The organism is Luteimonas changyuni (assembly GCF_039548395.1).
Taxonomy (GTDB): Bacteria; Pseudomonadota; Gammaproteobacteria; order Xanthomonadales; family Xanthomonadaceae; genus Luteimonas.
Map to the genome: position 1 here is coordinate 22,618 of NZ_JBCLUZ010000026.1, position 26,879 is coordinate 49,496.

Below are 26,879 nucleotides of genomic sequence, written 5' to 3' on the forward strand. Positions count from 1 at the left end.
AAGCGGTCAGTAGTCGCTGTGGTCGGCATGGGCCGAGTGGGCGGCGGCGAAGCGCAGTTCGGCGCGCGCCAGGTCTTCCGGCGTATCCACGCCGGGCGGAAACGGCTCCGGCGACAGGGCGACGGCGATGCGGTGGCCATGCTCGAGGGCGCGCAGCTGTTCCAGCGATTCGGCCTGCTCCAGCGGCGTGGGCGGCAGCGCCGCGAAGCGCTTCAGGAAGCCGGCGCGGTAGGCATAGATGCCGATGTGCCGCAGCCAGTGGCCGCCGGCGGGCAGCGCGGCCCGGCCTTCGGCGGTGGACCAGGCGTCGCGCGGCCAGGGGATCGGCGCGCGGCTGAAGTACAGGGCGTCGCCGCTGGCGGCGCGGACCAGCTTGACCGCATTGGGATCGGCGAGCGTGGCGGCGGCGTCCACCGGCGTGGCGAGGGTCGCCATCTCGGCCCCGGATTCAACCAGCGCCGCGGCCACGGCGCGGATGCCGGCGGCGGGCGCGAAGGGTTCGTCGCCCTGCAGGTTCACCACCACGGTGTCGTCGGACCAGCCGGCGATGGCGGCGCACTCGGCCAGGCGGTCGCTGCCGGAGGCGTGCCCGGGCGAGGTCATGGCGATGCGGACGCCGCTGTCGGCGAGCGCCTCGGCGATGCGCTCGTCATCAGCGGCCACCCAGACCGCATCGGCACCGGCGGCCAGCGCGCGGCGGGCGACGTGGAGGACCAGCGGCTCGCCCGCGAGCAGGCGCAGGGGCTTGCCCGGGAGGCGCGAGGCGGCGAAGCGCGCGGGAATGGCGACGACGAAGGATTGCCTGATCATGCCCCCGATTGTGCCCCGCTTCGCCCCGCAAGAGCGCTTTTGTAGGAGCAGCTATAGCTGCGAATCCGAGGCGCCCAGCTTTTGTGGGAGCGGCTACAGCCGCGACTCCGAGGCGCCCCGATCGCAGCTATAGCTGCTCCCACAGATACTGCTGCAGCGCTTTTGTGGGAGCGGCTATAGCCGCGATTCCGAGGCGCCCCGATCGCAGCTATAGCTGCTCCTACAGATACTGCTGCAGCGCTTTTGTAGGAGCAGCTATAGCTGCGAATTCGAACTGTCCCGATCGCGGCTGTAGCCGCTCCCACAAAAGCCGCTCCCACAGCCGCTGTCCCGATCGCGGCTATAGCCGCTCCCACAGATTCAGGCGGGGGCGAGCCTGGCCAGCAGGGCGACCCAGAAGGCTTCGGGGAGTTCGGCGCGCACGGGGACGGCGTAGTGCTTTTCGGTGACGAAGGCGGCGCACTTCACGGCGTCCTTGGCGGTCATCAGCACCGGCAGGTCGCTGCCGAAGCGCAGGTCGCCTTCGACATAGGCGTGGTGGTCGGGGAAGGCGTGCGGGACCACGGCGATGTCCAGCGCGCGCAGCATGTCGAAGAAACGCTCCGGGTCGCCGATGCCGGCCACCGCGTGCACGCGCCGGCCGGCGAAGGCCGACAGCGGCAGGCCGCGGCCGCCAAGCAGGGGCACGGCGTCGCCGGGGGCGAGCCACATCGGCCATTCGCCAAAGCCGGCGGCGATGTCGGGATCGCTGCCGGCGTTGAGGATGCGGAAGTCGCAGGCAGCGGCGCGTGCGGCGGCCTCGCGCATGGGGCCGGCAGGGATTGGCAGGCCGTTGCCGTGGCGGCGGCGGCCGTCGATGACTTCGATCTCGATATCGCGCGCCAGCGCGTAGTGCTGCAGGCCGTCGTCGCAGACCACGATGTCGCAGCCGGCGGCGGCCAGCGCGCGCGCGGCGGCGACGCGGTCGCGGTCGACGCGCACGCGGGCTTCGGACTGGCGCGCGATCAGCACCGGCTCGTCACCGCCCTGCGCCGCTGGCGTGTTGGATTGGACCCACAGCGGCTTCGACGCGTCCGCACGGCCGTAGCCGCGGGTGGCGACGCCGGGATTCCAGCCTTCGGCGCGCAGGCGTTCGACGATGGCGATGGTCAGCGGCGTCTTGCCGCTGCCGCCGGCGACCAGGTTGCCGACCACGACTACCGGCACCTTGATCCGGTGCTTGCGCAGCAGGCCGATGCGGTACAGGCGCACGCGCAGCGCGACCAGCGCGGCGTACACGCGCGACACCGCGTGCGCCCACAGCGGCACGCGGCCGCCGTCGTACCACCAGCGCGGAGTTTCGCGACGACTCATGCGGCACCGCCGTCGCGGAACTGCATCGCGTGCAGGTGCGCATACAGCCCGCCCTGCGCCAGCAGTTGGGCATGGGTGCCCTGCTCCACGATCCGGCCCTGGTCGAACACCAGCACCTGGTCGGCGTGCTCGATGGTCGACAGGCGATGCGCGACCACCAGCGTGGTGCGGTCGGGCATCAGCCGCTGCAGCGCGTCCTGCACCAGGCGTTCGGACTCGGTGTCGAGCGCGGCGGTGGCCTCGTCGAGGATCAGGATCGGCGCATCGCGCAGGATCGCGCGCGCAATCGCCAGGCGCTGGCGCTGGCCGCCCGACAGCAGCGAGCCGTTCTCGCCGATCGGCGTGTCCAGGCCCTGCGGCAGGCGTTCGATGAACTCCCAGGCGTTGGCGGCCTCGGCGGCGGCGCGGATGGACTCAAGCGGCGCGTCGATGCCGTAGGCGATGTTGGCGGCGACGGTGTCGTCGAACAGCGCCACGCGCTGGCCGACGAGTGCGATCTGCCGGCGCAGGTCGGCCAGCGGGTAGTCGCCCAGCGGCACGCCGTCGAGGGTGATGCGGCCGGCGCTGGGCTCGTAGAAGCGCGGCACCAGGCGCACCAGGCTGGTCTTGCCGCTGCCCGAGCGGCCGACGATGGCGGTGACGGTGCCGGGCGCGGCGCGGAAGCTCACGTCATCCAGCGCGCTGCCCTCGCCGCTGCGGTAGCGCAGGCCGACGCCCTCGAACACCAGTTCGCCGCGCACGCGCTCGACCTTGTGGCGGCCGCGGTCGTCCTCCTCTTCGTCATCGAGGATCGCGAACAGGCGCTCGGCGGCGGCCACGCCGCGGCCGAGCACGCTCTGCACGTTGGTGATGCGCCGCAGGGACGGGATGATGCCCATCATCGCCGTCATCAGCTTGATGAACTCGCCGGGATTCAGCTGCCCCGCCAGCGATTCGCGGATCGCCACCCAGACGATCGCCGCCAGCGCCAGCGCCGCCAGGATCTGCACAAGCGCCGAGGACGCCGCGCGCGTGGCCTCGACCTTCATGTTCAGGCCGAGCACGCGGTTGGCGAGCTTCGAATACCGGCCCTGCTCGAAGGCCTGCGCGCCGTGCACCTTGACGTCCTGCTGCGCGGCCAGCGACTGCTCGGCGCTGTGCGCCAGGTCGCCCATGCCGGTCTGGATGCCACGGCTGATGCGCCGGTAGCGCCCGCCCACGTACCAGACCAGCACCCCGATCAGCGGCGCGATCAGGATCATCGCAAGCGTCACCTTGACGCTGGTCCAGAGCATCAGCCCGAACAGGAAGACGATGGTCAGGCCGTCGGCGATGAGCATCTTCAGCGCGTCGGCGCTGGCCTGTGTGACCTGCTCGGTGTCGAAGTTGAGCCGGCTGACCATCTGCGGCACGGCTTCGGTGTCGAAGCGGCTGCTGGGCAGGCGCAGGTACTTGCCCAGCACCAGCTCGCGCAGGTCGCGCACCACGCTGCGGCCCACCCGCGCGATGCCGTAGTCGGTGCAGAAGGTCGCCGCGCCGCGCAGCAGGAACAGGCCGATGATCGCCAGCGGCAGGATCAGCGCCATGTCCGGGTCGGGATCGACGAAGCCCTGGTTGGTGAGCGGCTCCATCAGCCAGACGAAGGCGGCGCCGGCCGCGGCCTCGATCACCATGCCGACCATCGCCACGATCAGCAGCGGCCGGTAGTTGATGGTGTGGCCGAGCAGGCGGCGGTAGGTCTGCCAGACCGAGGGCGCGGGTGCAGCCGGCCTGGTGGCGGACGGCGCGGCAGCCGATGCGCCTTCGGCGGCCGGGGCCTGCGGCTGTGACGGGTCCCGTCCGCCTGCGCGGCTCACCGCGCGGGATCCTGCACGACGGCGCCGCCGGCCTCGGGCGCGGTCGCGATCGAAATGCGGCGGAAGCCGAGCTGGCCCAGCGCGTCCATCGCCGTCACCACCGCCTGGTGCGGGGTGCGGGCGTCGGCGCGCAGCAGCACCGGGCGCTCGCGGTCTTCGCCGGCGACTTCAAGGATCGTGGCCTTGATCGACTCGACGTCGGTGCGCAGCGCCTCGCGGTCATCGATGAAGTAGCGGCCCTCGGCATTCACCAGCACGCTCAGCGAAGGCTGCTCGCTGTCGGCGGCGCGGGCGTCGGCGCGCGGAAGTTCGAGCTTCAGCATCGAACGGGTGTCGAAGGTGGTGGTGACCACGAAGAAGATGATCAGCACCAGGATCACGTCGATCAGCGGCACGAGGTTGATCTCGGGGATGTCCTCGGCGCGGCGGTCGCGGATGCGCATGTGTGGCTCAGCCCCTGGCCGGGCGGCTGCGCGGATCCAGCACGTCCATCAGCGCGATTGCCTCGTGCTCCATGGCGACGATGTAGCCGTCGATGCGGCCGCGGAAGAAGCGGTGGAACATCAGCGCCGGCACCGCCACCACCATGCCCGCGGCGGCGCAGACCAGGGCCTTGCCGATGCCGCCGGCGAGCTCGTTCATCTCGCCCATGCCGACATCCATGATGCCGAGGAACATCTGGATCATGCCGACCACGGTGCCGAACAGGCCCAGCAGCGGACCGATGCCGGCAATGGTGCCGAGCGCGTTGAGGTAGCGCTCCATGCGGTGCGCCTGGTGGCGGCCGACGTCCTCGACGCGCTCGCGCATTTCCTCGCGCGGGTGGTTGCGCATGTCGAGCACGCTGGCCAGCAGCGCGCCCAGCGGCGAGTTGCCGCGCAGCGATTCGATGTGCGCCGGATCCAGCTGTCCGCCACGCCCGACCCAGTCGCGCACCTCGCGGCCGAGGCCGGCCGGCAGCATCTGGTTGCGACGCAGCGTCCAGAAGCGTTCAACGATGATCGCCAGCGCCACCGCCGACAGCAGCAGCAGCGGCAGCATCGGCCAGCCGCCCGCCTTGACCAGTTCCAGCACGCATCACTCCAGGGGCCGGGGGGCCCGGGAAACAGGGCCCATAGGATACCGCCACAACCCCCGCCCGTAGGAGCAGCCATGGCCGCAACCTGTAGGAGCAGCTATAGCTGCGACCTGTGGCAGCCGCTATAGCTGCGACCTGTGGAAGCAGCCCGGCCCTGTGGCAGCAGCCCGCCTTTGTGGGAGCAGCTATAGCTGCGATCGGTCTGCCTGGACGGTGCAAAGTCGCCAGGCGCTGCGGCATCACAGCTATAGCTGCTCCCACAACCGCTCGGCGTCCCAGAAACGGCGACGGCGGTCACGCTCCGCTTCGGCCTCCAGCCCGGCCCCGCCGATGCGGATGCGCAGCGCACCCGCGGCCGGGGTTTCGAGCACGCGCGCCCCCGCGGCCTGCCAGCGCTCGACCACGTCCGCATCGGGATGGCCAAACCGGTTCCCATGCCCGGCCGATACCAGCGCCAGCCGCGGCGAGGTCGCGGCCACGAAGCCCGTCGTCGACGAATGCCTGGACCCGTGGTGCGGCACCACCACCACGTCCACCGGCAGATCCTGCGGCACGCGCCCCACCAGGCGCTCCTCGACCGGCTCGCCGATGTCGCCGGGCAGCAGCACGCTGCCGTGGGCGGTCTCGATGCGCAGCACGCAGCTGGATTCGTTGCGCAGGTAGGGGAAGTGCAGCGGCGGGTGCAGGAAGCGGAAGCTGACGCCGTCCCGCTGCCAGCCGCTGCCGGCGAGGCAGGTCGATGCGCCGTCGATCTCCACGCCCTCGGGCGCCAGCAGTCGCTTCGTCGGAAAGCGCCGGCGCACGGCATCGAGTCCGCCGGCATGGTCGGCATCGCCATGGCTCACCACCATCGCATCGATCCGGCGCACGCCCAGCGCATGCAGCGCCGGCACCACGGCGCGCTCGCCGGCATCGTAGCCATCGCGGATGGCAGGGCCCATGTCGAACAGCATGGCGTGGCCGGCGGTGCGCGCCAGCAGCGACATGCCCTGCCCCACGTCCAGCACCACCAGCTCGACTTCGCCATGCCGCGGCAGCTGGCGGTCGGGCCACAGCAGCGGCAGCCACAGCAGCAGCGCCAGCGGCTTGCCCGGCACGCCGCGCGGCAGCAGGATCCAGAACGCGGCGAACATCGCCATCGGCAGCGCGAACCAGCGGGCCTCGGGGAGCCACCACAACGCCAGCGGGCTGCTGCCAAGGCGCTCGAACAGCGGCCACGAAAGATCGAAGGCCCGGGCCGACAGACGCCAGGCGCCGCTTCCCCAGCCGGGATGCAGGCCTTCCAGCGCGGTGCCGACCAGCGACAGCGGCACCACCACCAGGCTCCACCACGGGATCGCCACCAGGTTGGCGAACGGACCGGCAAGCGAGGCCTGGCCGAAGAGGATGGCCGTCATCGGCAGCAGGCCAAGGGTGGCCACCCACTGGGCCGAGAGGAAGTCGCGCAGCGGCCTGCCGCCGGCCTGCGGCAGGCACCACAGCAGCCAGGCCACGCCGCCGAAGCTGAGCCAGAAGCCGGGCGAAAGCAGCGCCAGCGGATCGACCAGAACGATCGCGATCCCGGCCAGCGCCAGCGACTCGGCGATCCGCAGCGGGCGCCGTGACAGCCGCGCCGCGACCACCACCGCGATCATCAGCACCGTGCGCACCGTGGGCAGGGCGAAGCCGGCGACGGCGGCGTAGCCCAGCGCGCCGAGGAAGGCCGCGGCGGCCGCGGCCTGCGGCCTCGGAACGACCGTGCACAGCGCCGGAAACAGGCGCCACACGCCTGCCCCGAGCAGGGCGAAGAAGCCTGCGACCAGGCCGACGTGGAAACCGGAAATCGCGATCAGATGGGTCAGCCCGGTCGCACGCAGAAGCTCCCAGTCGGTGTCGGCCAGACCGCGGGTATCGCCCAGTGCCAGCGCGCGCACGTAGCGCGAGGAAGCGCCGGGTACGGCCTGGTCGATGCGGGTCGCGATGCGGTCGCGCCAGCCGTCGATGCCGCGCGGCGGAGCCAGCTGCTCCGCCGTCGCCTGCTCGCGGACATAGCCGGTGGCGGCGATGCGCGCGGCCATCGCGTGGCGCTCGCTGTCGAAGCCACCCGGGTTGCGCAGCCCGCGCGGCGCGCGCAGGCGCAGCTGCAGCCGCCAGCGCGCGCCAGGCCGCAGCTCGTGGCGCCGCGTGGGTTCGTCCGACCAGTCGTTTTCGTACCAGGACAGGCGCAGCTTCGCTCCGCGCAGGAATTCAGGAAGCGCCGGATCGTCATCGACGCGGAGCAGGAAGCGCGTGCGCCGCAGCTCGGTTTCGGGCAGACCGATGACGCGACCGCTGACGCTGAAGTCCGCCCGCTCATGCTCCGCCGGCAGCTGCGCACCCAGCGACGCCGCCGCATGCAGGCCGCAGAGCGCGAACCCGGCCAACGCCGCCCCGCCCCAGCGCCAGCGGCTCCGCAAGCCCCACCAACCGGCAAGCCCCACGAGCAGCAAGGCCGCAAACAGGGCCGTCGCCGGCAAAGCCGTAAGCCGCAGACAGCCAAACGCCCCCAGAACCAGCGCCCCCGCCACCCCCACCCCGAATGCCGGAGCAACTACAGACACAGGAGCAACAGGGACAACCGCAGACACAGACGTAGAAGCAGGTGCAGAAGCAGAAGCAGAAGCCGAAGCAGAAGCAGCTATAGCTGTGCTCGCTGGGCCTTTGTGGGAGCGGCCATGGCCGCGATTGGCGTGGTCGAAATCGCGGCTATAGCCGCTCCCACAAGAGGGTTCGTGGGAGCGGCCATGGCCGCGATTGGCGGGGTCGGAATCGCGGCTGTAGCCGCTCCCACAGGAGGGTTCGTCCCTGGGAGCGGTGGTGGCCGCAGGCCGGAGCCGCTGATCTCCATCAGAGCAAAGCCCCTCCGTGGCAGCGGCCATGGCCGCGATGGCCTCGGCCTGATCGTCCCGGGTCATGCGGCAGAGTCGGGATCGGGGCTTGCCCAGATCGCATCCCAATAGGGATAGCCCCCGAAGCTGCGCGACAGGCCCGCGCGGATAGGGTTGGCGACGACGTAGCGGGCGACGGCAAGAAGGTCATCTTCTGCGCGCAACGCGCGGTCATGGAAGCCGGGCTGCCACAGGCGACTGCCATCCCGGGGCTTCCATGTGCGCGTTGCAAGGGCTTTCGCCCGACCGGCGCTGCGGGACAGGGATTCGCGCTCGCCCAGCTCGAGTACGCCGTGCCAGTGATCGGGCATCAGCACCCAGCACAATAGCCTGGAGCCGGCCCAGGCTGCGCCGTCGGCAAGGGCACCTGAGATGCGCGACGCAGGATCCCAATCGCTGAACCACGGACGACGTCGATCCGTGACGAAGGTGAGGAGATAGATGTTGCCGGCTTCGGACCAGCGTCCGCGACGAAGGGTTTGGGAGCGTGGCCTGGGCATGGGCCTAGGCTGACGCTTCCGCGTCGGGGTGGCAGCGGCAGCTTCCCCGACATCGGTGTCGGGATTTCGTGGGAGCGGCTATAGCTGCGATTTCGGCAAAGTTGATCGCGGCTATAGCCGCTCCCACAGAAGGCATTTACACCAAGAATGGCAACGCCACAAAAGGCATCTGCGCCAAGGTGGCAAGGCCACAACAGTTATCTGCGCCAATGGTGGCGGGGCCGGTTGAAGGGGATTCACGCGTACCTGTGGGAGCGGCTATAGCCGCGATCTCGGCAAGGTTGATCGCGGCTATAGCCGCTCCCACAGATCGACGGCTCCCACAGATCGACGGCTCCTACAGATTCACGGCTCCCACAACGTGGCCGCTCACGCCGAGTAGGCGTCCCCCCCCCCAAAAAATGGAATTTTCAGGCGGAGGCGGGGGCGATCTCGCGGAGTTTGCCTTCGTGGAGTTCGAGGACGCGGTCGAGCCTGCGGGCGAGGCGGCGGTCGTGGGTGACCAGGACCAGGCTGGTGCGTTCGGCGCGGTTGAGTTCGAGCATCAGTTCGAACACGGTGGCGGCGGTCTTTTCGTCGAGGTTGCCGGTGGGTTCGTCGCCGAGCACGCAGGCGGGGCGGTTGACCAGGGCGCGGGCGACGGCGGCGCGCTGGCGTTCGCCGCCGGAAAGTTCGCCGGGCTTGTGCTCGAGGCGATGGCCAAGGCCGACGGACTCCAGCAGTACGCGCGCGCGGGCGGACGCCTCTGCGACGCCGGCACCCGACAGCAGCACCGGCAGGATCACGTTCTCGAGCGCGCTGAACTCGGGCAGCAGGTGGTGGAACTGGTAGACGAAGCCCAGCGCGCGGTTGCGCAGGCGGCCGCGCTCGGCGTCGGACAGCGCGCTCATGCGCTGGCCGGTGACGTAGACCTCGCCGGCGGTCGGCGTATCCAGGCCGCCGAGGAGATGCAGCAAGGTGCTCTTGCCGGCGCCCGATGCGCCGAGGATCGCCACGGTCTCGCCGGCCGATACCGACAGGTCGAGGCCATCGAACACCGGCGTGTGCATCCGGCCTTCGGCATAGGTCTTGCCCAAGGCCCCGGCGCCCACGACTTCGTCGGCATGGCGCTCTGCCATGTCGACCGCACCGGCACCCCCGCGCGCCTGCACGCCCTTCCCTGCCCGCTCACTCATAGCGCAACGCCTCCGCCGGGTCGGTGCGCGCCGCACGCCGCGCCGGGTAGATGGTGGCCAGGAAGGCCATGGCCAGGGCGACCAGGGCCACGATCACGATGTCCTGCGTACTCAGGTCGGTCGGAAGCCCGGTGATGTAGTAGACGTCGGCCGGCATCAGCTCGGCGCCGGTCACGGCTTCGATCAGCTTCAGGATGCGCTCGAGGTTGAGCGTCAGCGCCACGCCGCCGACCACGCCAAGCACGGTGCCGAACACGCCGATCAGCGAACCCTGCACCATGAAGACCTGCATCACCCCGCCCGGCGTCAGCCCCAGGGTGCGCAGGATGGCGATGTCGGACTGTTTGTCGGTGACCAGCATCACCTGGGATGACACCAGATTGAAGGCGCCCATGGCGATGATCAGCGACAGCAGGATCGCGATCATGGTCTTTTCGAGCTTCAGCGCGCGGAACAGGTGCGCGTTCTCCATGGTCCAGTCGCTGACCATGTACGGGCCTTCAAGCTTCAGCGCGAGCTCGCGCGCGACCGCATAGGCCTGGTCCATGTCGTGCATGTGCAGGCGCACGCCGGTCACGCCCTCGCCCATCCGCAGCAGGCGCTGCAGGTCTTCGATGTTGACCACGGCCAGGCCCTTGTCGAACTCCTGGTAGCCGGCCTCGAACACGCCGCTGACGGTGAAGCGCTTGAGCTGCGGCACCGCGCCCATCGGCGTGGCCTGGAAATCGGTGGTGACCACCACGCTGTCGCCGGTGCGCACGCCAAGCCACGCCGCCAGCTCGCGGCCAAGCACGATGTTGTAGCTGCGCGGAGTCAGCGAATCGAGGCTGCCTTCGACCATGCGCTCGCCCAGCACCGAGACCTTGGCCTCGTCGGCCGGCGTGATGCCGCGGACCATGGCCGGCTCGCGGCGCTTGCCCGAAAGCAGGCCTTCGGTGGAGATGTAGGGCGCGGCGCCGGCGACGCGCGGATCGGCCATCGCCGCATCGACCGCGCGCTGCCAGTCCTGCATCGGTTCGCCGTGGGCGCTGACGGTGGCGTGCTGCGTCATCTGCAGCATGCGGTCGCGGATCTCGCGCTGGAACCCGCTCATCACCGCAAGCGTGGTGATCAGCGCGGTCACGCCGATGGCGATGCCGAGGATGGAGGCCAGCGAAATAAAGGAGATGAAGCCGTTGCGGCGCTTGGCGCGGAGATAGCGCAGGCCGATGGCGACAGGCAGTGGTTTGAACATCGGGTCTCGCCGGCTTTAAGACCGCTATGGTGCCACCGATGGCCCCGCGCGCGCAGCGGGCAGCCTGTCGACGGCCAGCCGGAGTTCACGACGCCAGCGCGGCGGCAGGGTATCGGGCCACCAGGCCAGGCGCCGGCGGCGGCCGGCGGCATCGCGCCAGGAAAGGAAAGCGAGCGGGCCGCGCCAGTGCAGCTGGACGCCGGTCACGTCGACCTCATCGACCAGCAGGCCGCCATCGGCGGTGAACAGCAGGCTGCGCGGGACCCGTCGCCACTCGCGCATGGCCGAATGCAGGCCCTGCAGCGCCGCGGCCGCGGCCAGCAGCCAGGCCGCCGGGCGCGGCATCTCGCTGGCCAGCACTGCGACCGGCGCAAGCACGCCCAGCAGTATCAGGATCGCCGGAGGCCAGCGCGATGGCCGCCAGTCAATGCGGCAGGGCGCGGATCCTGCCGACCAGGGCATCGAGGGCGTCGTCATCCGGGCGTTGGTGGCCGAGGAACCATTTCCACAGCCTATCGTCCTCGCTGTCCAGCAGCCGCAGGAAGACCTCGCGCTCGGCCGTCGGGGATTGACGCCATTCGCGGTCGAGCCAGCGCTCGAGCAGCTGGTCCAGCTCGCGCATGCCGCGCCGGCAGCGCCAGCGCAGGCGGCGGAACTCGGCTTCGTCGTCGGCGATGGGCGTGTCGACGGGCCTGCTCATACCTGGAACAGGTACCAGGCCAGGCGGATCCACAGCAGCGCCAGCACGAAGAAGCCGGCAATGAAGACCTGGAAGCGATGCATGACCTTGTTGTAGCCACAGTGGATCGCGCTGTGCACGATGCGCAACGCGACAAAGCCCCAGGCCAGCCCGAGCACCCATGGATCGCGCACACCGGCGGCGATCGCCACGGCGACCGCGAAATAGAACAGCACCGGCAGTTCGAACAGGTTGCGGTAGTTGTCGGACGCGCGGGTATCGGTGAGCCGCTGCGCGATCTGCGCCGACAGCGCCACCGACTGCGGATGCACGCGCTCGCGCTTCATCACCGCCACGCGCCGGCGGTACATCACCACGGCCACCACGAAGGTCAGCGCGACCAGGACCACGGCGGGCCACAGGATCAGGTTGCTTGTCATCGCTCCCCCGGATACGAACGCGCCGGCGGCTGCCGGCGCGGTGTGGATCAGACCTGCCGGGCCAGCATCAGCTGCTTGATCTCGCTGATGGCCTTGGCGGGGTTGAGCCCCTTCGGGCAGGTCCGCGTGCAGTTCATGATGGTGTGGCAGCGGTAGAGCTTGAACGGGTCCTCGAGGTCGTCGAGTCGCGCACCGGTGTCTTCGTCGCGGGAGTCGACGATCCAGCGGTAGGCCTGGAGCAGGATCGCGGGGCCGAGGTAGCGATCGCCGTTCCACCAGTAGCTGGGGCACGCGGTGCTGCAGCAGGCGCACAGGATGCACTCGTACAGGCCGTCGAGCTTGGCGCGGTCCTCCTTCGACTGCAGGCGCTCGCGGTCCGGCGGCGGCGAGCTCTGGGTGCGGATCCAGGGCTGGATGGAGGCGTACTGGGCGTAGAAGTGGGTCAGGTCAGGAACCAGGTCCTTGACCACCTCCATGTGCGGCAGCGGGTAGATCGGCACCTCGCCCTTGCCGCAGTCGTCGATGGCCTTGGTGCAGGCCAGCGTGTTGGTGCCGTCGATGTTCATCGCGCACGAACCGCAGATGCCCTCGCGGCAGGACCTGCGGAAGGTCAGCGTCGGATCGATCTCGTTCTTGATCTTGATCAGCGCGTCGAGAACCATCGGCCCGCACTTGTCGAGGTCGACCTCGTAGGTGTCGGTGCGCGGGTTTTCGCTGTCGTCCGGGCTCCAGCGGTAGACCTTGAACTCGCGCACGCGTGACGACCCGGCGGGTGCGGCGAAGTGCTTGCCCTTGTGGACCCTGGAGTTCCTGGGGAGGGAAAATTCAGCCATCTGCTTCGATCCTAGTAGACGCGCGCAACGGGCGGGACGACTTCGACCTCGTCGTCGAGCGTGTACATGTGCACCGGGCGGTAGTCGATGCGGGTGTTGCCCGCCTCGTCCACCCAGGTCAGCGAGTGCTTCTGCCATTCGGCGTCGTTTCGGTCCGGGAAGTCCTCGCGTGCGTGTGCGCCGCGCGATTCCTTGCGGTTTTCCGCAGACACGATGGTGGCCAGCGACAGGCCGAGCAGGTTCTGCAGCTCCATGGTCTCGATCAGGTCCGAGTTCCAGACCAGCGAGCGGTCGCTGACCTTGACGTCGGCGAACGAGGCGTGGATGTCGCGGATCTTCGCCACGCCCTCGGCCAGGGTCTCGCCGGTGCGGAACACCGCAGCGTCAGCCTGCATGGTGCGCTGCATGTTGTCGCGGATCACCGCCGTCGGCGTATCACCGTTGGCATGTCGCAGCTTGTCGAGGTTGGCCAGCGCCTTGTCGCAGGCATCGGTGGCCAGGCGCTTGTGCGGCGCGCCGGGTTTGATGGTCTCGGCGCAGCGGTTGGCCACCGCGCGGCCGAACACCACCAGGTCCAGCAGCGAGTTCGAGCCCAGGCGGTTGGCGCCGTGCACCGAGACGCAGGCGGCCTCGCCGATGGCGTACAGGCCCGGCACCACGGAATCCGGGTTGCCGTCCTTCAGCTGCACCACTTCGCCGTGGTAGTTGGTCGGCACGCCGCCCATGTTGTAGTGCACGGTGGGGATGACCGGGATCGGCTGCTTCTCGACGTCGACGCCGGCAAAGATCCGCGCGGACTCCGAGATGCCCGGAAGCTTCTCGTGGATGTCCTTGGGATCGAGATGGGTCAGGTCGAGGTGGATGTGGTCCTTGTGCTCGCCGACGCCGCGGCCTTCGCGGATCTCGATGGTCATCGAGCGGCTGACGACGTCGCGGCTGGCGAGGTCCTTGGCGTTGGGCGCGTAGCGCTCCATGAAGCGTTCGCCGTTGGAATTGCGCAGGATGCCGCCTTCGCCGCGCACGCCCTCGGTGATCAGGCAGCCGGCGCCGTAGATGCCGGTGGGATGGAACTGCACGAACTCCATGTCCTGCAGGCCAAGCCCGGCGCGCAGCGCCATGCCGCCGCCGTCGCCGGTGCAGGTATGGGCGGACGTTGCGGAAAAATAGGCGCGGCCGTAGCCGCCGGTGGCCAGCACCGTGCCCTGGGCGCGGAACAGGTGCAGCGTGCCCTCGGCCATGTCGATGGCAAGCACGCCGCGGCAGGCGCCCTCCTCGTCCATGATCAGGTCGAGCGCGAAATACTCGATGAAGAACTCGGCCTTGTGCGCCAGCGACTGCTGGTACAGCGTGTGCAGCATGGCGTGGCCGGTACGGTCGGCCGCGGCGCAGGTGCGCTGGGCGGTGCCCTTGCCGTAGTGCGTGGTCATGCCGCCGAAGGGACGCTGGTAGATCTTGCCCTCTTCTGTTCGCGAAAACGGCACGCCCTGGTGCTCGAGCTCGATGATCGCGGGGATGGCCTCGCGGCACATGTACTGGATGGCGTCCTGGTCGCCCAGCCAGTCGGAGCCCTTGATGGTGTCGTAGAAGTGGAAGCGCCAGTCGTCTTCGCCCATGTTGCCGAGCGCGGCCGAGATGCCGCCCTGCGCCGCGACCGTGTGCGAACGGGTCGGGAACACCTTGGTGATGCAGGCGGTACGCAGGCCCTTCTGGGCCAGGCCGAAGGTGGCGCGGAGGCCGGCGCCGCCGGCCCCGACCACGATCATGTCGTAGTTGTGTTCAGTGATCTTGTAGGCGTTGGTCATTTCGGGCGTCTTGTCAGGCCAGCAGCGCGATGCGGGCGATCGCGTACAGCGATCCCAGCGCGCCGAGCACGCAGAGGAGGATGTTGAGCACCAGCAGCGTGAGCTCGACGGCGCGGTTGTGCACGTAGTCTTCGATCACCACCTGGAGGCCGAGCTTCGCGTGCCAGAACAGCGCCATCACGAACAGCGCCATGAGGATGGCGTTGTAGGGGCGCGAGAACACGTCGTACACGCGGGCCAGGTCGGCGCCGACCATCGATACCAGGGTGCCGACCAGCCACGGCACCAGCAGCGCCAGCACCACGGCGGTCACGCGCTGCCACCAGAAATGGCCGGTGCCGGACTTGGCCGAACCCAGGCGGCGCGCGCGCGACAGCGGCGTGCGGTAGTCGGGGGTCACCTTGACGTCGCTCATGCCGATGCTCCCAGTGCCACGAACCAGATCAGCGCGGTCAGCACCACGGTGAGCCCGAACACGGTATAGCCGGACCGGTAGACCTCGGGAATTTCCATGCCCCAGCCGGCATCCCACAGCATGTGGCGGATGCCGTTGAGCAGGTGGAAGACCAGGGCCGCCGAGAACCCGAACAGCGCGACCTTGCCCAGGGGCGAGGCCAGGCAGGCGGCGGCGGAGGCATAGGCCTCGCCGCCGGCGGCGACGGCAAGCAGCCACCACGCGAGTCCGAACGCGCCGACCACCAGCACGATGCCGGTGGCACGGTGCAGGATCGACATGAGCATGGTGATCTGCCAGCGGTACACCTGGAGGTGCGGCGACAGGGGGCGGTTGGAATGGGTCATCGCGGCAGGCGTCTCTTGCTGGGCGGCGGCAGCGCCGCGTTGGCTTACGAAGGTCTTGCTGTGGCCGCGTCCGGCGGCTCCGCATCAGAAATCGATGCAGCGTCCGTTCTTCTCCCAGTCGCCGTAGCGCGTTGGATCAGGGCCGTCCCGCCCGCCGTACTCGGGCGCCGGCGGCGATGCCGGCGCGTCGCCCGGGGATGTCACCGGGGGCGTCTCTTGCGGCGTTTCGCCTATGATTGCGGGATCTTGCACGAGTCGAAGTCTACGTCCCGGAGCACAGTTTGGACAAGCCAGCCGCCGCGCACGCACGGTTTTTCGCACTTTCCGACCATGCCCTGCTCGCGCTTGAAGGCCGCGATGCGATCGCCTTCGCGCAGGCGCAGTTCATGGGTGACCTTTCGAAGCTGGCAGACGGCCAGTGGCAATGGAGCGGCTGGCTGACGCCAAAGGGTCGCGTGCAGGCCCTGTTCGCGCTGCTGCGCGTGGGGCCGGAGACGCTGTGGCTGCTGCTGCCAGATGGCGATGCCGATGCGCTGGCGGCGGCGCTGGGGCGCTTCGTGTTCCGCAGCAAGGTGAAATTGCGGGTTCCCGAGGAGCTGTCGGTCTGCGGGGCGTTTGCTGCGCCGGGCGACGCGGTTGGCGCGGTTGGCGCAACCGCGCCTGGGGCGACCGTAGCGTCCGGCGCAGCGGCAAGGATCGATGCCGATGGCGACGTGGAGCTCGATTTCGGCGACGGCACGACGGCACGCACCCTGCGCATCGCGTTGTCCGGCAGCGCTGGTGCGCTTGGAGCCAACGCAGGCGACGCCGCGGCCGCTGGCCCCCGCGTCGATGCCGATGCCCTCGCCCGCTGGCGCGCCTTCGACATTGCACACGGCCTGCCGCGACCCGGTGCCGCAACGCTCGAAGCCTTCACTCCGCAGCAGCTCTCGCTGGACCGCCTGCGCGGCTACAGCGTGCACAAGGGTTGCTACCCGGGGCAGGAGATCGTGGCCCGCACCCACTTCCTCGGCCAGGCCAAGCGCGGGCTGGCGCTGTTCGGCTGCGCGGTCGCGCCGACTGCCGGTGCATCGGTGATGGCGGGCGATCGCGCGCTCGGCACCGTGGTCGCAGGCGCTTCGGCTGCCAACGAAGCGCCCGGCCACGCTGCATTGGCATTGGCGGTGCTGCCGCTTGATCGGGCGGAAGACGCCCCGGCGCTGCACGTCGATGGCGCGGCCCTGGCGGCCCTGCCGCTGCTGGACGGCCTGGCGCGCTGACCGCCGGCACCACTCCCCCGCCCCCAAGGTTCCGGAACCGCGACCGCGGTTGCAGCATGGACATGCTCCGGCGTTATGCTCGGGCGCAGGGGATCCGGAGGGGGACGCCCGGCATGGGGCCAGGCGCCGCCGCAACGAACCAGGGGAATCAAATGTATCGCCAGTGGAAGCCGACCTTGGCCGCGCTCGCGGCCACCTGCCTGATCGCCGCCTGCGCCACCGCGCCCGAACCTGCACCTGCGCCCGAGCCGCCGCCGCCAGCCTCCTTCAATCACACGCTGTCCGGCGATGCGCTGTTCGCGTTCGGCAAGGCCAGCGTGGAGAACCTGAGCGATGCGGGGCGCGCCGAGCTCGACGAGCTGGCGGCGCGGGTCCTTGCAACGCCCGGCATCGAGGCGGTGCACGTGATCGGTCACAGCGATCGCATCGGCAAGGACGCGGCGAACGTGGAGCTGTCGCGCAAGCGCGCGGCGGCGGTGCGGGACCATCTGATTGCCGCCGGTGTTCTGGCGGAGCAGGTCACGGCTGTGGGCCGTGGCAGCGTGGAGCCCGTGGCCGCGTGCGATGGCGAGAGGGGGCAGGCGCTGATCGACTGTCTTGCTCCGAACCGGCGGGTTGAGGTGCGGGTTGTGGCGCCTTAAAGGGCTGGGTTGGCTTTGGGGGGCGGAGGGCGGAGGATGGGCGGGTACTCCGCCGGCGTCGCGGTGGGGCTGCTCCTTATTGCCGGCGGAATACCCGCCCACCCTCCGCTGCCATCTGCGCGGCGGGGTGTAGGAAGAGCGAAGGTGCCGTGCTTTTGATGTTTCCGGCGGGCCGCGGGAAGGCGCTGCAAGGCGGGTTGGGGGGTGCGCAGTGGGCATAAAGGCCCGCGCAGCGGGACAGCCCACGGAGTACCCACCGGCCCGCCGTACCGCGCGCCTTCGGCGAGATGACGCGACATGTGGGAATCGCAGCTGTAGCTGCTCCCACACGGGGGAATCGCAGCTATAGCTGCTCCCACACGGATGCGGCGATGACGTCGGGCGCGCTCAGGTGGCGGCGAGGCGGTCGGCGGCGGCGAGGATTTCTTCTTCGGACGGGATCACGAGGAAGGCGGCGCCGGCCAGGGGGGTGAAGGTGTCGGCGCCGGTGACGCGCAGGAAGGGGCGCGCGGCAAAGCCGGCCTCCACGATGGCGGTCACGATGCCCTCGCCGACGCCGGCGCTGCGGCGGCCTTCGTCGACGATCAGCATGCGGGTCGCGGTCGCGGCCTGTTCGCGGATGAAGTCTTGGTTGAGCGGCACCAGCCAGCGCAGGTCGACCACGCGCACCTTCCAGCCGTGCCTGGCCTCGATGGCGCGAGCGGCGCGCAGGCTCATCGGCACGCCGTTGCCGTAGCTGAAGATCACCAGGTCCTCGTGGTCTTGGTCGTAGACGCGGCCTTCGCCGAGCTCCATCGCTTCGCCCGGGGCCGGAAACTCCGTCAGCCAGCCGCCGTCGCCGGGTTCGTGCAGGTCCTTGGTCATGTACAGCGCGATCGGTTCGAGGAAGGCGCAGACGCGGCCGTCGACCTTGGCCAGCGCCATCATCGTGCGCAGCATGGTGGCGGCGTCGTCGCCACGGCTGGGGCAGCCGACCACCAGGCCCGGGATGTCGCGCAGCGCGGTGATCGAGTTGTCGTTGTGGAAATGGCCGCCGAAGCCGCGCTGGTAGCCGAGCGAGGCGATGCGCATCACCATCGGGTTGCGGTACTGGCCGTTGCTGAAGAACTGCAGTGACGCCGCCTCGCCGCGGATCTGGTCGCAGGCGTTGTGGAAATAGGCCAGGTACTGGATCTCGGGCATGGGCAGCAGGCCCATGTTGGCGTAGCCCTGGGCCAGGCCGAGGATCACGGTTTCATCGAGCAGGGTGTTGAACACGCGGCGCGCGCCGAAGGACTTCTGCAGGCCCTTGGTGACGGTGTAGACGCCGCCCTTCTGGGCCACGTCCTCGCCGAACAGCAGGGCTTCGGGGTACTTCGCGAACAGGTCGTGCAGGGCCTGGTTGATCTGGACGGCGAGGTGCTTCGGCGGCTGGTTCTCGGGCAGCTTGGCTTCGCTGCCGAACACTTCCAGGCGGCGCTCTTGGTAATCGGCTCGCCCGGCCTCGGCGGCGACGGCGTCGGGCGTGTAGGGAGCCAGCGGCGCCATCACGTCTTCGAGATTGTCCAGGCGCGGGCGGCTGTCGGCGTCCTCGGCGGCGGCGAAGCACTTCGCGCGCGTGGCCTCGTACAGGTCGATGACGTCGTCCTTCGACATCAGTCCGGACTCGAGCGCGATCGCGGCCGAACGCAGCAGCGGGTCGGTGGCCTCGACCGCACACAGCTCTTCGATCGAGCGCCATTCGATCTCGAAGTCGGTGCCGGCGTGGCCCATGATCCGGGTGGTGCGCAGGTGCAGGAAGGTGGGGCGGCGACTGCGGCGGCAGTGGTCGACCGCGCGCTGCACGTCGCCATAGCCGTTGGCCAGGTCCAGGCCGTCGGCGGTGAAATAGTCGAGGTCCGGGCGCTGCGCGAAGTTGCGCGCGATCCAGCCGTCGGGCGTCTTCACCGAGATGCCGATGCCGTTGTCCTCGCACACGAACAGCACCGGCGCCGGCAGCTTCTGGTAGGCGGTCCAGGCGGCGGCATTGAAGGCGGTCTGCGCGGTGGCGTGGTTGCTGGATGCATCGCCGAACGAGCAGATGGCGATGCTGTCGCCCGGCACCGGCAGCGGGTGGCCGATGCGCCTGCCCTGCTCGATCGCAACCGCGGTGCCGAAGGCCTTGGGCAGGTGCGATGCGATGGTGGACGTCTGCGGCAGCACCCACAGCGGCTTGCTGCCCCAGACCTTGTGGCGACCGCCCGAGGCCGGGTCGTCCTTTGACGCCGCGAACGACAGCGCCGAATCCATCACCGGGTCCATGCCCGGCAGCTTGCGGAAGCGCTCGGCCATGAAGCCGCCGGAGCGGTAGTGCAGGAACGCGGGATCGGTGTGGCGCGTGGCGCGCGCGACCATCGCGTTGCCCTCGTGGCCGCTGGACCCGATGGTGTAGAAGACCTTGTTCTGCACCCGCAGCACGCGCGCCATCAGGTCGAGGTGACGGCTGATCAGCTGTGATTCGAACAGCTCCATGAAGCCGGAGGCGTCGAGCGCGCTGCCTGGCAGGATGGCGTCGCCGGCGGCGGGCGCTTGGCCGACGCCGCCCTCCCAGCCGCGCACGAACTCGCTGAAGTTGACGTCGCAGATCTCGGCGCGGTTGAGGCCGCGCATGCGCGCGGGGATGGGGGACGGAACGCTGGAACGTGTCATGGCTTGCGATGCTCCGGACGGGGCTGGCATGAAGACTGGGATCGGTGGCGGGACGGGATCACAGGACCCCGCCCCTTGAGAAATAGACGACGGCGGCGACCAGCCCCACGACCAGCGCCAGGCCGACCAGGAACAGGAAGGACAGCGCGAATGCGCCGAACATCTTCGCGCGCCCGGTGGATGCCGCCACCGCGCCCGCGTTGACGCTGGTCACGAGGCTCCAGCACAGGCCGGTGAGCACCAGCAGCACCGCGAGCAGGACGCCGGGAAGGTCGGACGGCTGCATTTCATGGCCGTCGGCAAAGACCTCGATCCGACCACCGAGCGCCATGCCGGCAAGCAGCAGGAACAGCAGGTAGGGCACGCATGCCCAGGCGGCGGCCAGCAGCAGGTTGCCGTAGCCGGCGCGTACTGAAAGCATGCGCAGGCAACCCATCAGCAACAGCGTGTAGAGCGGGAACCAGGCCAGCGACGACACAAGGCTCACGATCGCCAGCACCAGGTTGCCGCCGAGGGACTCGTCGACGAAGTCGGGCGCCGCGCCCAGCACGGCGGTCAACGCCATCAGCGCCAGCGCCGGCCACCACGCGCGCGGGCGCTGCAGCAGCGCCGCCATCGTCGGCCTGGGCGCGAACAGCATTCCCGACAGCCGGTCCCTGCGCCTGCGCCTCCATGCCAGGCCCAGCAGCGCGGCCAGGGCGACGGTGGCCGCCGCCGGCCAGGCCCAGTCCGCCGCGCGCGCGGAAAAAACGGCCGGCGTTGCGTCCAGGTCGACCTGGTACGCCAGCAGGTCCCTGGCGCGCTCCATGTCGGTGCGGAAGCGGGCGTAGTCGGCGGCCGGGACGTCGTCGGCGTGGCGGCGCCAGCTGCCCGAGACCACCAGGTCATCGCCCTCCACGTCCACGCGGCGTTCGAACGTGAACCACGGGTTCTCGACCCGATCTTCGCCGGGCGTGATGGACCAGCCGCGCGGATAGTCGACGCGGATCGTGTGCGTTGCGTACTGCGGCCCTGCGAGCAGCCGCGGCGCGGTCCTCGTGCCCTGCGCCAGGGTCGGCAACCAGTCGCCAAGCTGGAACAGGACGATGCCGAAGGCCTGGCCGTCCCGCTGCAGGTTCCAGTCCAGGCGGTAGCCCTCGACCGTGCGCATCACGCCCGGCGCCGGCGGCTCGGCCGCATCGGGCCGGCCGGCGGCGGCAATGCCGTCGTAGAACGAGCGCATATAGGACAGATAGCGTTCACCGATATCGCCGCGGGCGCTGTCCTCGTACTGCACGCGCCGGTCCTCGGCCTCGCCGCGGCGGTAGTCGGTCACGACGCCGAACAGCGCCCGGGCCTCGCCGCCGGACGCGTGCAGGCGGATCCGCTGCGTGACTTCGACGTCCGGCAGCGCGGGCTTCGGCGCAGGGATCTCCACCAGGCCGCCGCCCGCATGTACGGGCAGGCCGTAGCGGAACGGCAGCGGCTCGCGCGCGTGCAGCGGCGCACGCTCGCGGCTGCGCGTGGCGTCGATCCAGACGTCGCCGGCGTCGGTGCGCGCGCGCAACACGAAATGGTCGAAGGCCAGCGGGATGGGCAGGCGCCGGGCGACCGCGCTGCGCGCATGGGTGTTGACCAGCACGGGCTCGGCTTCGATCCCGGCTTCGGCCAGCAGCGACACCAGCAGCGAGGACTTGTCCTTGCAGTCGCCGAAGCGGCGTTCGAGCGTGGTTTCGGGCGGGCTGGGGGCGTGGGAATGGCTGCCCATGTCGATCGCGGTGTAGCGCACCTCGCCCTGCACGAAGGCGATCGCGCGCTCCATCGAGCCCACCGGATCGGCCGCGTCCAGCTGCAGCTTCGCGACCAGCTCCGCCGCCAGCGCGCGGTCCATCAGCCGCGCGGGGTACAGAGGCTTCGCCCAGGCGGCGACCGCGGGCCAGTCCTCCAGGGTGGACACGCGCAGGCGCCCAAAGCCGTCGTGCCACTGCGGCGTGTCGTCGTCCTCCACGATGCGCGGCAGGTCGGAGGCCCGGAATTCCAGGCTGCGGTAGCCCTCGCCACCGCCCTGCGCAACGCTGTATCCGGGCCCGTCGACGCGGTGCCGCAGGGTGACATCGGGCCGGTGCAGGAAAAGCACGCGGCGCTCGGCCAGTGCGATGCCGTAGCCGGCCGCGTAGGTGTCGTGGTATTCGCTGCCGAAGATGGGGTTGGCGCCGGTGACGCTGAAGCGGTAGTCGATGCGGTCGCCCACGCGTACGTCGGGCACCGTGACCTGGACCGTCAGGCGGCCGTCGAGGATCCCTGACTCCATGTCCGACTCGCGGCGCAGCACCTGGATGTCGGCGCGCTGCCGGCGGTCGATGCGCCCGCCGTCGCGCAGCAGCTCGACCGCGTGGATCTCCACGCGCTGGTACAGCGGCTGGAAATCGATCGACAGGCGCGCCGCGTCGGCAAGCGCACGCTCGCTGATGACGCGCTCCACCAGGCGCCTGTGCCAGACCGGCTTGGCGCCCAGCAGGTTGACCTGGTCATCGACCAGCAGGAAGCGGACATCGTCGGCGACCGCGGCGGTGCCGGCGTCACCGCGAACCGGCTGCAGCTCGATCCAAGCCGGGTCCGGCGCGATGGCGGGCTGCGTGGTGCCCTGCGCTGGCCCAGCGAACAGCGCGACGGCCAACGCGACCAGGCAGGCCACCAAGGTCCCGCGATGAATCAACACGACGCCTGCTGCTCCCGCCGGCGTGCCTGCCACTCGTCGCGCGTCTGGCCCCAGATCTGGACCGGCGCATCCTCGTAGGGTGCAGGCAGCCGCCCGGAACCCTTCAGCGCCGACCCGAGGCGCTGGGCCACCTGCTGCGACGCCAGGTTCTCCGGCGCGATGCAGTGGATGAAATCATCCCAGCCGAGCTTGGCCAGCGCCCAGTCGATCGCGGCGGTCGCGGCTTCGGTGGCGTAGCCCCTGCCCCAGGCATCGGGATGGAAGGAATAGCCGATCTCGTTGCCCGGCCAGCCCTCGGGCTTCCACGGCCCGGCCTGTCCAAGCCAGAGGCCGCTGTTCCTGTCGAGGATCGAGAACATGCCGAAGCCCTGCAGGACCCACGCACCCGGCTGCTGCAGGAACCTGCGCCAGGCCGCGGCACGCGGGGCATGGCCGCCGATGTGGCGCGCGGCCTGCTCGTCGCCGATCAGCTCGGCGAAGCGGTCGAAGTCTTCGATCCGCGGCACGCGCAGCACGAGGCGTTCGGTTTCGAGTCGGATATCGGCCTGGGACATGGCGGATCTACCTGTGGCGCTTGGACCGATGTGGCGCCGTGGATGCGGCGCCCCGGATGGCGAATCAGCCGCCGAAGGCGTTGATGCCCGTCAGTTCGCGGCCCACCACCAGCTGGTGCACGGTTTCCGTGCCTTCATAGGTGATCACCGATTCCAGGTTCAGCGCATGCCGGATCGGGCAGTGCTCTGTGGTGATGCCGGCGCCGCCCAGCAGGTCGCGCGCCTCGCGGGCGATGTCGATCGCCATGCGGCAGTTGTTCCACTTCGCCACGCTCACCTGCGTCGGCTGCATCTTGTCGGCGTCCTTGAGGCGGCCGAGCTGCAGGCTCAGCAGCTGCGCGGACGTGATGCGCCGGGCCCAGTCGGCCATCTTCAGCTGCGCGCTCTGCGTCGCCGCCACCGGACGCCCGAACAGGATGCGTTCCTTGCTGTAGTTGAGCGCCTCGTCCAGGCAGGCGATGGCCGCGCCGATCGGGCCCCAGGTGATGCCGTAGCGGGCCTGGGTCAGGCAGCCCAGGGGGCCCTTGAGGCCCTTCACGTTCGGCAGCCGGTTGGCTTCGGGCACGCGCACGCCGTCGAAGAACAGCCCGCTGGTGACCGAGGCGCGCAGGCTCATCTTGTGCTTGACCACCTGGGCCGTGAAGCCGGCGAAATCCTTCTCGACCACGAAGCCCTGGATGCCGTCATCGGTCTGCGCCCAGACGATCGCGATGTCGGCCATGTTGCCGTTGGTGATCCACATCTTGGAGCCGTTGAGGATCCAGTCGGCACCGTCGCGCTTGGCGTGGGTCTTCATGTTGGCGGGATCGGAGCCGCCGTGCGCCTCGGTCAGGCCGAAGCAGCCGATCACCTTGCCGGCGGCCATGTCGGGCAGCCAGCGCATCTTCTGCTCTTCGGTGCCGTAGGCGAAGATCGGGTACATGCACAGCGAGGACTGCACGCTGGCGAAGCTGCGGATGCCGGAATCGCCGCGCTCCAGCTCCTGGCAGATCAGGCCGTAGCTGACGTAGTTGAGGTCCGAGCCGCCGTATTCGGCCGGAAGCGTGGCTCCCAGCAGGCCGAGGCCCGCGATCTCCGGGATCAGCTCCTTCGGGAAGCGGCCTTCGTCGAAGCACTCGCCGATGATCGGCAGCACGCGCTCGTCGGTGAAACGGGCCACGGTGTCCTGCACCGCGCGCTCCTCTTCGCTGAGCAGCGAGCGGACGTCGTAGAGGTCATACGGATTCAGGGCCATGCAAGCGCAACCGTCAGCGGGAAACCCCGCATTGTAGCGGCGCCCGGACACCCTTTGGGCCCACCACCGTCGCTCTACCCCTGTGGGAGCGGCTATAGCCGCGATCGGGCCGCGGCAAGGCCATTCGCTCTACCCCTGTGGGAGCGGCTATAGCCGCGATCGGGCTGCGGCAAGACCATTCGCGGCCATGGCCGCTCCCACAAAGTCCGGTGGGCGCCGCTCCCACAAAGGGCAGTGGGCAGCGGCCAGAAACAGGATGGCCGCGACCCGGGAGGGGGCGCGGCCATCGTTGCATCGGCGGTGCGGGCGGATCAGCCGCGGTCGCTGCCGCCGTCCAGCGCGGCGACCTGGGTCACCACCTGGCCGTCGATCACCGGCAGGCGGTCGCCGGGGCGCTCGTCCATGCGGATGTTGCGCTCCACGCCGTCATAGCTGTAGGTGACGTCATAGCCGACGGTCACGTCGGTATCGCCCAGGGCGATGCGGTTGCCGGGCTTGCTGTCGGTGCGCATGGTGCCGGTGGTGCCGTCCGGGTTGCGATAGGTCACCGTGTAGGCGACCACGCGCGAGGACTGCGAGCTGTCCTGCACCGTGCGGCACTGGCGGTCGATGCGCTCGACGACCTGGCCGCCGACGTGGCGGCGATCGACCTCGCGGCCGGCGAAGCCGCCGCCCACCGCGCCGGCGACCGTGGCCAGCTTGCGGCCGTTGCCGCCGCCGACCTGGTTGCCGACCAGGCCACCGATGACCGCGCCAGCCACGGTGCCGCCGACGTTGCCGTCGCGCTCGGGCATGCGCTCCTGCACCACGACGTCGTTGCAGACCTCGCGCGGGCTGCTGCTGGTGGTGGTTTCGCGGATGGCCTCGGAGCCGATCACCGTGGCGTACTGCGCCTCGCGCTCGGTCACCGGCTCGATGGCCAGCACGCGTGCGTATTCGAGGCGGCCGTCGGCCGGGATCGCAGCGTCGTCGCCGAAGCCCAGGGCGCCATCGCCCTCGGAGTCGACCAGGCCCGGGGCCGGTGCGATATCGGCGCGCGGCGTGTCGTCCTGGTTGCCCTGGAACGCGGCGACGGCAACGCCGCCGACCAGCAGCGAGGCAAGGGCAATGGCAAGCGTGTTGTTTTTCATATCGGGCTCCTCGGGGGCGAAAGCGCCGGTTGTCGGGGATATAGCCATGGAGTGGATCTGGCGTAACGGGATTCGAACATTCGCAGCCTGAACCTGTGCGGAGCCGACGGCCCGGGACTGGACAAGACGTGAACCCGTGCCCACTCCGCTGCGTGCTAGCGTGCCGTTCAAGTGTCCATCCGAGGCCGATGACCGTGCCCAATCCCTTCCTTGTCGCCCCGCTGCTGCGCTGGCTCGGGCGCCTGAGCTACCCCAGGTTGTTCATGGTGGCCGCGGCCCTGTTCGTGCTCAACCTGTTCGTGATCGACCCCCTGCCCTTCATCGATGAACTGCTGATGGGCATGGGCGTGCTGCTGATCTCGCGCCGCAAGCGCAAGGGCGGGCCATCGCAGGGCCGGGTGATCGACGGCGAAGCACGCCGCGGCTGAGCGCGATGCTGGTCGATTCGCACTGCCATCTGGATGCCGGCGAGTTCGATCGCGACCGCGGCGAGGTCGTCGCCCGTGCCCGTGCGGCGGGCGTGACCATGCAGCTGCTTCCGGCCACGCACGCCGACGAATGGCCGGCCCTGCGCGAGGCCGCGGCGGCGGACCCCGGCCTGCACGCCGCCTATGGCCTGCACCCGACCTTCCTCGAACATCATCGCGAAGCCCATCTGCCGCTGCTGCGCGAGTGGATCGAGCGCGAGCGCCCGGTGGCGGTGGGCGAATGCGGTCTGGATTTCTACATCGAAGGCCTGGACGCCGAGGCACAGTCCGCTTTCTTCGAGGCCCAGCTGCGCATCGCGCGCGACGCCGACCTGCCGCTGATCGTCCACGCCCGGCGCGCGGTGGACCAGGTCACCGCCGCGATCCGCCGCATCGGCGGCCTCCGCGGCGTGGTGCACAGCTTTTCCGGGAGCCGGCAGCAGGCGGAGAAGCTGTGGGAGCTGGGCTTCATGCTCGGCCTGGGCGGGCCGGTGACCTATGAGCGCGCCAACCGCCTGCGCACGCTGGCCGCGACCATGCCGCTGGAGCACCTGCTGCTGGAGACCGACGCGCCCGACCAGCCGGATTCCTCCATCCGCGGCCAGCGCAACGAACCGGCGCGGCTGACGGCGGTGTGCGAGACGATCGCGCGGCTGCGCGGCGTGCCGGCGGCGGAGGTGGCGGCTGCGACTACGGCGAATGCACGGCGCTTGTTCGGGCTGGGAGCCGGAGACCGCTGAGCGGAGGGTGTTGTCCGGCACGGGTGGACCCCGAATCGCGGCC

At 70.0% G+C, this 26,879-nt stretch carries 26 protein-coding genes; 4 read left to right on the top strand and 22 right to left on the bottom strand.

Annotated elements, in window-relative coordinates:
• Nucleotides 1–6 precede the first annotated feature (6 nt).
• From kdsB to WCD84_RS14370, 17 genes are all read right to left on the bottom strand, one after another.
• Complete coding sequence (gene kdsB, locus WCD84_RS10125; protein ID WP_343281295.1) at nt 7–810, bottom strand: 3-deoxy-manno-octulosonate cytidylyltransferase; 804 nt, start codon at nt 808–810, stop codon at nt 7–9.
• Between the two features lie 360 nt (nt 811–1,170).
• Nucleotides 1,171–2,163 carry a tetraacyldisaccharide 4'-kinase gene (lpxK, locus tag WCD84_RS10130; RefSeq protein ID WP_343281296.1) on the bottom strand — a complete coding sequence of 331 codons (993 nt, stop codon included), beginning with the start codon at nt 2,161–2,163 and terminating at the stop codon, nt 1,171–1,173.
• Nucleotides 2,160–3,869, bottom strand: coding sequence for a lipid A export permease/ATP-binding protein MsbA (gene msbA, locus WCD84_RS10135; RefSeq protein WP_343281315.1), 1,710 nt, complete (start codon nt 3,867–3,869; stop codon nt 2,160–2,162). Before msbA ends, lpxK begins: the two co-directional genes overlap by 4 nt.
• Before the next feature lie 125 nt (nt 3,870–3,994).
• Nucleotides 3,995–4,441, bottom strand: coding sequence for an ExbD/TolR family protein (locus WCD84_RS10140; RefSeq protein WP_343278082.1), 447 nt, complete (start codon nt 4,439–4,441; stop codon nt 3,995–3,997).
• 7 nt (nt 4,442–4,448) lie between these two features.
• On the bottom strand, nt 4,449–5,072 hold the full coding sequence (locus WCD84_RS10145; RefSeq protein WP_343281297.1) for a MotA/TolQ/ExbB proton channel family protein: 624 nt from the start codon (nt 5,070–5,072) through the stop codon (nt 4,449–4,451).
• Between the two features lie 249 nt (nt 5,073–5,321).
• Nucleotides 5,322–7,682, bottom strand: a complete 2,361-nt coding sequence (locus WCD84_RS10150) for a DNA internalization-related competence protein ComEC/Rec2 (protein WP_449280098.1) — start codon at nt 7,680–7,682, stop codon at nt 5,322–5,324.
• A gap of 323 nt (nt 7,683–8,005) precedes the next feature.
• Nucleotides 8,006–8,482 carry an REP-associated tyrosine transposase gene (locus tag WCD84_RS10155; RefSeq protein WP_343281299.1) on the bottom strand — a complete coding sequence of 159 codons (477 nt, stop codon included), beginning with the start codon at nt 8,480–8,482 and terminating at the stop codon, nt 8,006–8,008.
• Nucleotides 8,483–8,892: 410 nt separating this feature from the next.
• On the bottom strand, nt 8,893–9,600 hold the full coding sequence (gene lolD, locus WCD84_RS10160; RefSeq protein WP_343281300.1) for a lipoprotein-releasing ABC transporter ATP-binding protein LolD: 708 nt from the start codon (nt 9,598–9,600) through the stop codon (nt 8,893–8,895).
• Nucleotides 9,601–9,649: 49 nt separating this feature from the next.
• On the bottom strand, nt 9,650–10,891 hold the full coding sequence (locus WCD84_RS10165) for a lipoprotein-releasing ABC transporter permease subunit (protein WP_343281301.1): 1,242 nt from the start codon (nt 10,889–10,891) through the stop codon (nt 9,650–9,652).
• Nucleotides 10,892–10,915: 24 nt separating this feature from the next.
• Nucleotides 10,916–11,368, bottom strand: coding sequence for a hypothetical protein (locus WCD84_RS10170; protein WP_343281302.1), 453 nt, complete (start codon nt 11,366–11,368; stop codon nt 10,916–10,918).
• Nucleotides 11,316–11,591, bottom strand: coding sequence for an FAD assembly factor SdhE (locus tag WCD84_RS10175; protein WP_343278080.1), 276 nt, complete (start codon nt 11,589–11,591; stop codon nt 11,316–11,318). The genes WCD84_RS10170 and WCD84_RS10175 overlap by 53 nt, the downstream gene beginning before the upstream one ends.
• Nucleotides 11,588–12,010 carry an MAPEG family protein gene (locus WCD84_RS10180; protein WP_343255406.1) on the bottom strand — a complete coding sequence of 141 codons (423 nt, stop codon included), beginning with the start codon at nt 12,008–12,010 and terminating at the stop codon, nt 11,588–11,590. The genes WCD84_RS10175 and WCD84_RS10180 overlap by 4 nt, the downstream gene beginning before the upstream one ends.
• A 47-nt stretch (nt 12,011–12,057) precedes the next feature.
• Nucleotides 12,058–12,843: a succinate dehydrogenase iron-sulfur subunit gene (locus tag WCD84_RS10185; RefSeq protein ID WP_343255405.1), complete on the bottom strand. Its 786-nt coding sequence runs from the start codon at nt 12,841–12,843 to the stop codon at nt 12,058–12,060.
• 11 nt (nt 12,844–12,854) lie between these two features.
• Nucleotides 12,855–14,645: a succinate dehydrogenase flavoprotein subunit gene (gene sdhA / locus WCD84_RS10190; RefSeq protein ID WP_343274669.1), complete on the bottom strand. Its 1,791-nt coding sequence runs from the start codon at nt 14,643–14,645 to the stop codon at nt 12,855–12,857.
• A gap of 13 nt (nt 14,646–14,658) precedes the next feature.
• Nucleotides 14,659–15,060, bottom strand: coding sequence for a succinate dehydrogenase, hydrophobic membrane anchor protein (gene sdhD, locus WCD84_RS10195; protein WP_343255403.1), 402 nt, complete (start codon nt 15,058–15,060; stop codon nt 14,659–14,661).
• On the bottom strand, nt 15,057–15,446 hold the full coding sequence (gene sdhC, locus WCD84_RS10200; RefSeq protein WP_343255402.1) for a succinate dehydrogenase, cytochrome b556 subunit: 390 nt from the start codon (nt 15,444–15,446) through the stop codon (nt 15,057–15,059). The genes sdhD and sdhC overlap by 4 nt, the downstream gene beginning before the upstream one ends.
• An 84-nt stretch (nt 15,447–15,530) precedes the next feature.
• On the bottom strand, nt 15,531–15,767 hold the full coding sequence (locus tag WCD84_RS14370; RefSeq protein ID WP_449280099.1) for a DUF1674 domain-containing protein: 237 nt from the start codon (nt 15,765–15,767) through the stop codon (nt 15,531–15,533).
• On the opposite strand from WCD84_RS14370, the gene ygfZ reads away from it, so the two are divergent.
• On the top strand, nt 15,728–16,705 hold the full coding sequence (gene ygfZ, locus WCD84_RS10210) for a CAF17-like 4Fe-4S cluster assembly/insertion protein YgfZ (RefSeq protein ID WP_449280100.1): 978 nt from the start codon (nt 15,728–15,730) through the stop codon (nt 16,703–16,705). The two genes, WCD84_RS14370 and ygfZ, sit on opposite strands and share 40 nt — an antisense overlap.
• 152 nt (nt 16,706–16,857) lie before the next feature.
• Nucleotides 16,858–17,346 (top strand): OmpA family protein, encoded by a 489-nt coding sequence (locus WCD84_RS10215; protein ID WP_343281303.1) that lies wholly within the window; start codon nt 16,858–16,860, stop codon nt 17,344–17,346.
• A gap of 387 nt (nt 17,347–17,733) precedes the next feature.
• On the opposite strand, the gene WCD84_RS10220 is transcribed toward WCD84_RS10215, so the two are convergent.
• The 5 genes from WCD84_RS10220 to WCD84_RS10240 all read right to left on the bottom strand — a co-directional run bounded on the left by WCD84_RS10220 (nt 17,734) and on the right by WCD84_RS10240 (nt 25,629).
• Nucleotides 17,734–20,013: a thiamine pyrophosphate-dependent enzyme gene (locus WCD84_RS10220; RefSeq protein ID WP_343281304.1), complete on the bottom strand. Its 2,280-nt coding sequence runs from the start codon at nt 20,011–20,013 to the stop codon at nt 17,734–17,736.
• Between the two features lie 58 nt (nt 20,014–20,071).
• Complete coding sequence (locus WCD84_RS10225; RefSeq protein ID WP_343281305.1) at nt 20,072–22,711, bottom strand: DUF3857 domain-containing protein; 2,640 nt, start codon at nt 22,709–22,711, stop codon at nt 20,072–20,074.
• Entirely contained in the window at nt 22,705–23,265 is a 561-nt protein-coding gene (locus WCD84_RS10230) for a GNAT family N-acetyltransferase (RefSeq protein WP_343281306.1), read from the bottom strand. The genes WCD84_RS10225 and WCD84_RS10230 overlap by 7 nt, the downstream gene beginning before the upstream one ends.
• Before the next feature lie 64 nt (nt 23,266–23,329).
• Nucleotides 23,330–24,499: an acyl-CoA dehydrogenase family protein gene (locus WCD84_RS10235; RefSeq protein ID WP_343281307.1), complete on the bottom strand. Its 1,170-nt coding sequence runs from the start codon at nt 24,497–24,499 to the stop codon at nt 23,330–23,332.
• Between the two features lie 311 nt (nt 24,500–24,810).
• Nucleotides 24,811–25,629 carry a glycine zipper 2TM domain-containing protein gene (locus WCD84_RS10240; protein WP_343255392.1) on the bottom strand — a complete coding sequence of 273 codons (819 nt, stop codon included), beginning with the start codon at nt 25,627–25,629 and terminating at the stop codon, nt 24,811–24,813.
• Nucleotides 25,630–25,817: 188 nt separating this feature from the next.
• Here WCD84_RS10240 and WCD84_RS10245 point away from each other — a divergent pair, with 188 nt between their 5' ends.
• Entirely contained in the window at nt 25,818–26,057 is a 240-nt protein-coding gene (locus WCD84_RS10245) for a DUF6116 family protein (RefSeq protein WP_343281308.1), read from the top strand.
• Between the two features lie 5 nt (nt 26,058–26,062).
• On the top strand, nt 26,063–26,836 hold the full coding sequence (locus WCD84_RS10250) for a TatD family hydrolase (protein WP_343281309.1): 774 nt from the start codon (nt 26,063–26,065) through the stop codon (nt 26,834–26,836).
• The last annotated feature ends 43 nt before the right edge of the window (nt 26,837–26,879 follow it).

Coding starts and splice junctions, on each gene's coding strand:
- WCD84_RS10175 (WP_343278080.1), bottom strand. CDS start 11,591: ATGAGCAGGCCCGTCGACACGCCCATCGCCGACGACGAAGCCGAGTTC.
- WCD84_RS10170 (WP_343281302.1), bottom strand. CDS start 11,368: ATGACGACGCCCTCGATGCCCTGGTCGGCAGGATCCGCGCCCTGCCGC.
- sdhA (WP_343274669.1), bottom strand. CDS start 14,645: ATGACCAACGCCTACAAGATCACTGAACACAACTACGACATGATCGTG.
- WCD84_RS10185 (WP_343255405.1), bottom strand. CDS start 12,843: ATGGCTGAATTTTCCCTCCCCAGGAACTCCAGGGTCCACAAGGGCAAG.
- WCD84_RS10235 (WP_343281307.1), bottom strand. CDS start 24,499: ATGGCCCTGAATCCGTATGACCTCTACGACGTCCGCTCGCTGCTCAGC.
- WCD84_RS10140 (WP_343278082.1), bottom strand. CDS start 4,441: ATGCGCATCCGCGACCGCCGCGCCGAGGACATCCCCGAGATCAACCTC.
- WCD84_RS10220 (WP_343281304.1), bottom strand. CDS start 20,013: ATGACACGTTCCAGCGTTCCGTCCCCCATCCCCGCGCGCATGCGCGGC.
- sdhC (WP_343255402.1), bottom strand. CDS start 15,446: ATGACCCATTCCAACCGCCCCCTGTCGCCGCACCTCCAGGTGTACCGC.
- WCD84_RS10250 (WP_343281309.1), top strand. CDS start 26,063: ATGCTGGTCGATTCGCACTGCCATCTGGATGCCGGCGAGTTCGATCGC.
- WCD84_RS10165 (WP_343281301.1), bottom strand. CDS start 10,891: ATGTTCAAACCACTGCCTGTCGCCATCGGCCTGCGCTATCTCCGCGCC.
- WCD84_RS10240 (WP_343255392.1), bottom strand. CDS start 25,629: ATGAAAAACAACACGCTTGCCATTGCCCTTGCCTCGCTGCTGGTCGGC.
- lpxK (WP_343281296.1), bottom strand. CDS start 2,163: ATGAGTCGTCGCGAAACTCCGCGCTGGTGGTACGACGGCGGCCGCGTG.
- WCD84_RS10215 (WP_343281303.1), top strand. CDS start 16,858: ATGTATCGCCAGTGGAAGCCGACCTTGGCCGCGCTCGCGGCCACCTGC.
- WCD84_RS10180 (WP_343255406.1), bottom strand. CDS start 12,010: ATGACAAGCAACCTGATCCTGTGGCCCGCCGTGGTCCTGGTCGCGCTG.
- kdsB (WP_343281295.1), bottom strand. CDS start 810: ATGATCAGGCAATCCTTCGTCGTCGCCATTCCCGCGCGCTTCGCCGCC.
- WCD84_RS10230 (WP_343281306.1), bottom strand. CDS start 23,265: ATGTCCCAGGCCGATATCCGACTCGAAACCGAACGCCTCGTGCTGCGC.
- lolD (WP_343281300.1), bottom strand. CDS start 9,600: ATGGCAGAGCGCCATGCCGACGAAGTCGTGGGCGCCGGGGCCTTGGGC.
- sdhD (WP_343255403.1), bottom strand. CDS start 15,060: ATGAGCGACGTCAAGGTGACCCCCGACTACCGCACGCCGCTGTCGCGC.
- WCD84_RS10245 (WP_343281308.1), top strand. CDS start 25,818: ATGACCGTGCCCAATCCCTTCCTTGTCGCCCCGCTGCTGCGCTGGCTC.
- WCD84_RS10155 (WP_343281299.1), bottom strand. CDS start 8,482: ATGCCCAGGCCACGCTCCCAAACCCTTCGTCGCGGACGCTGGTCCGAA.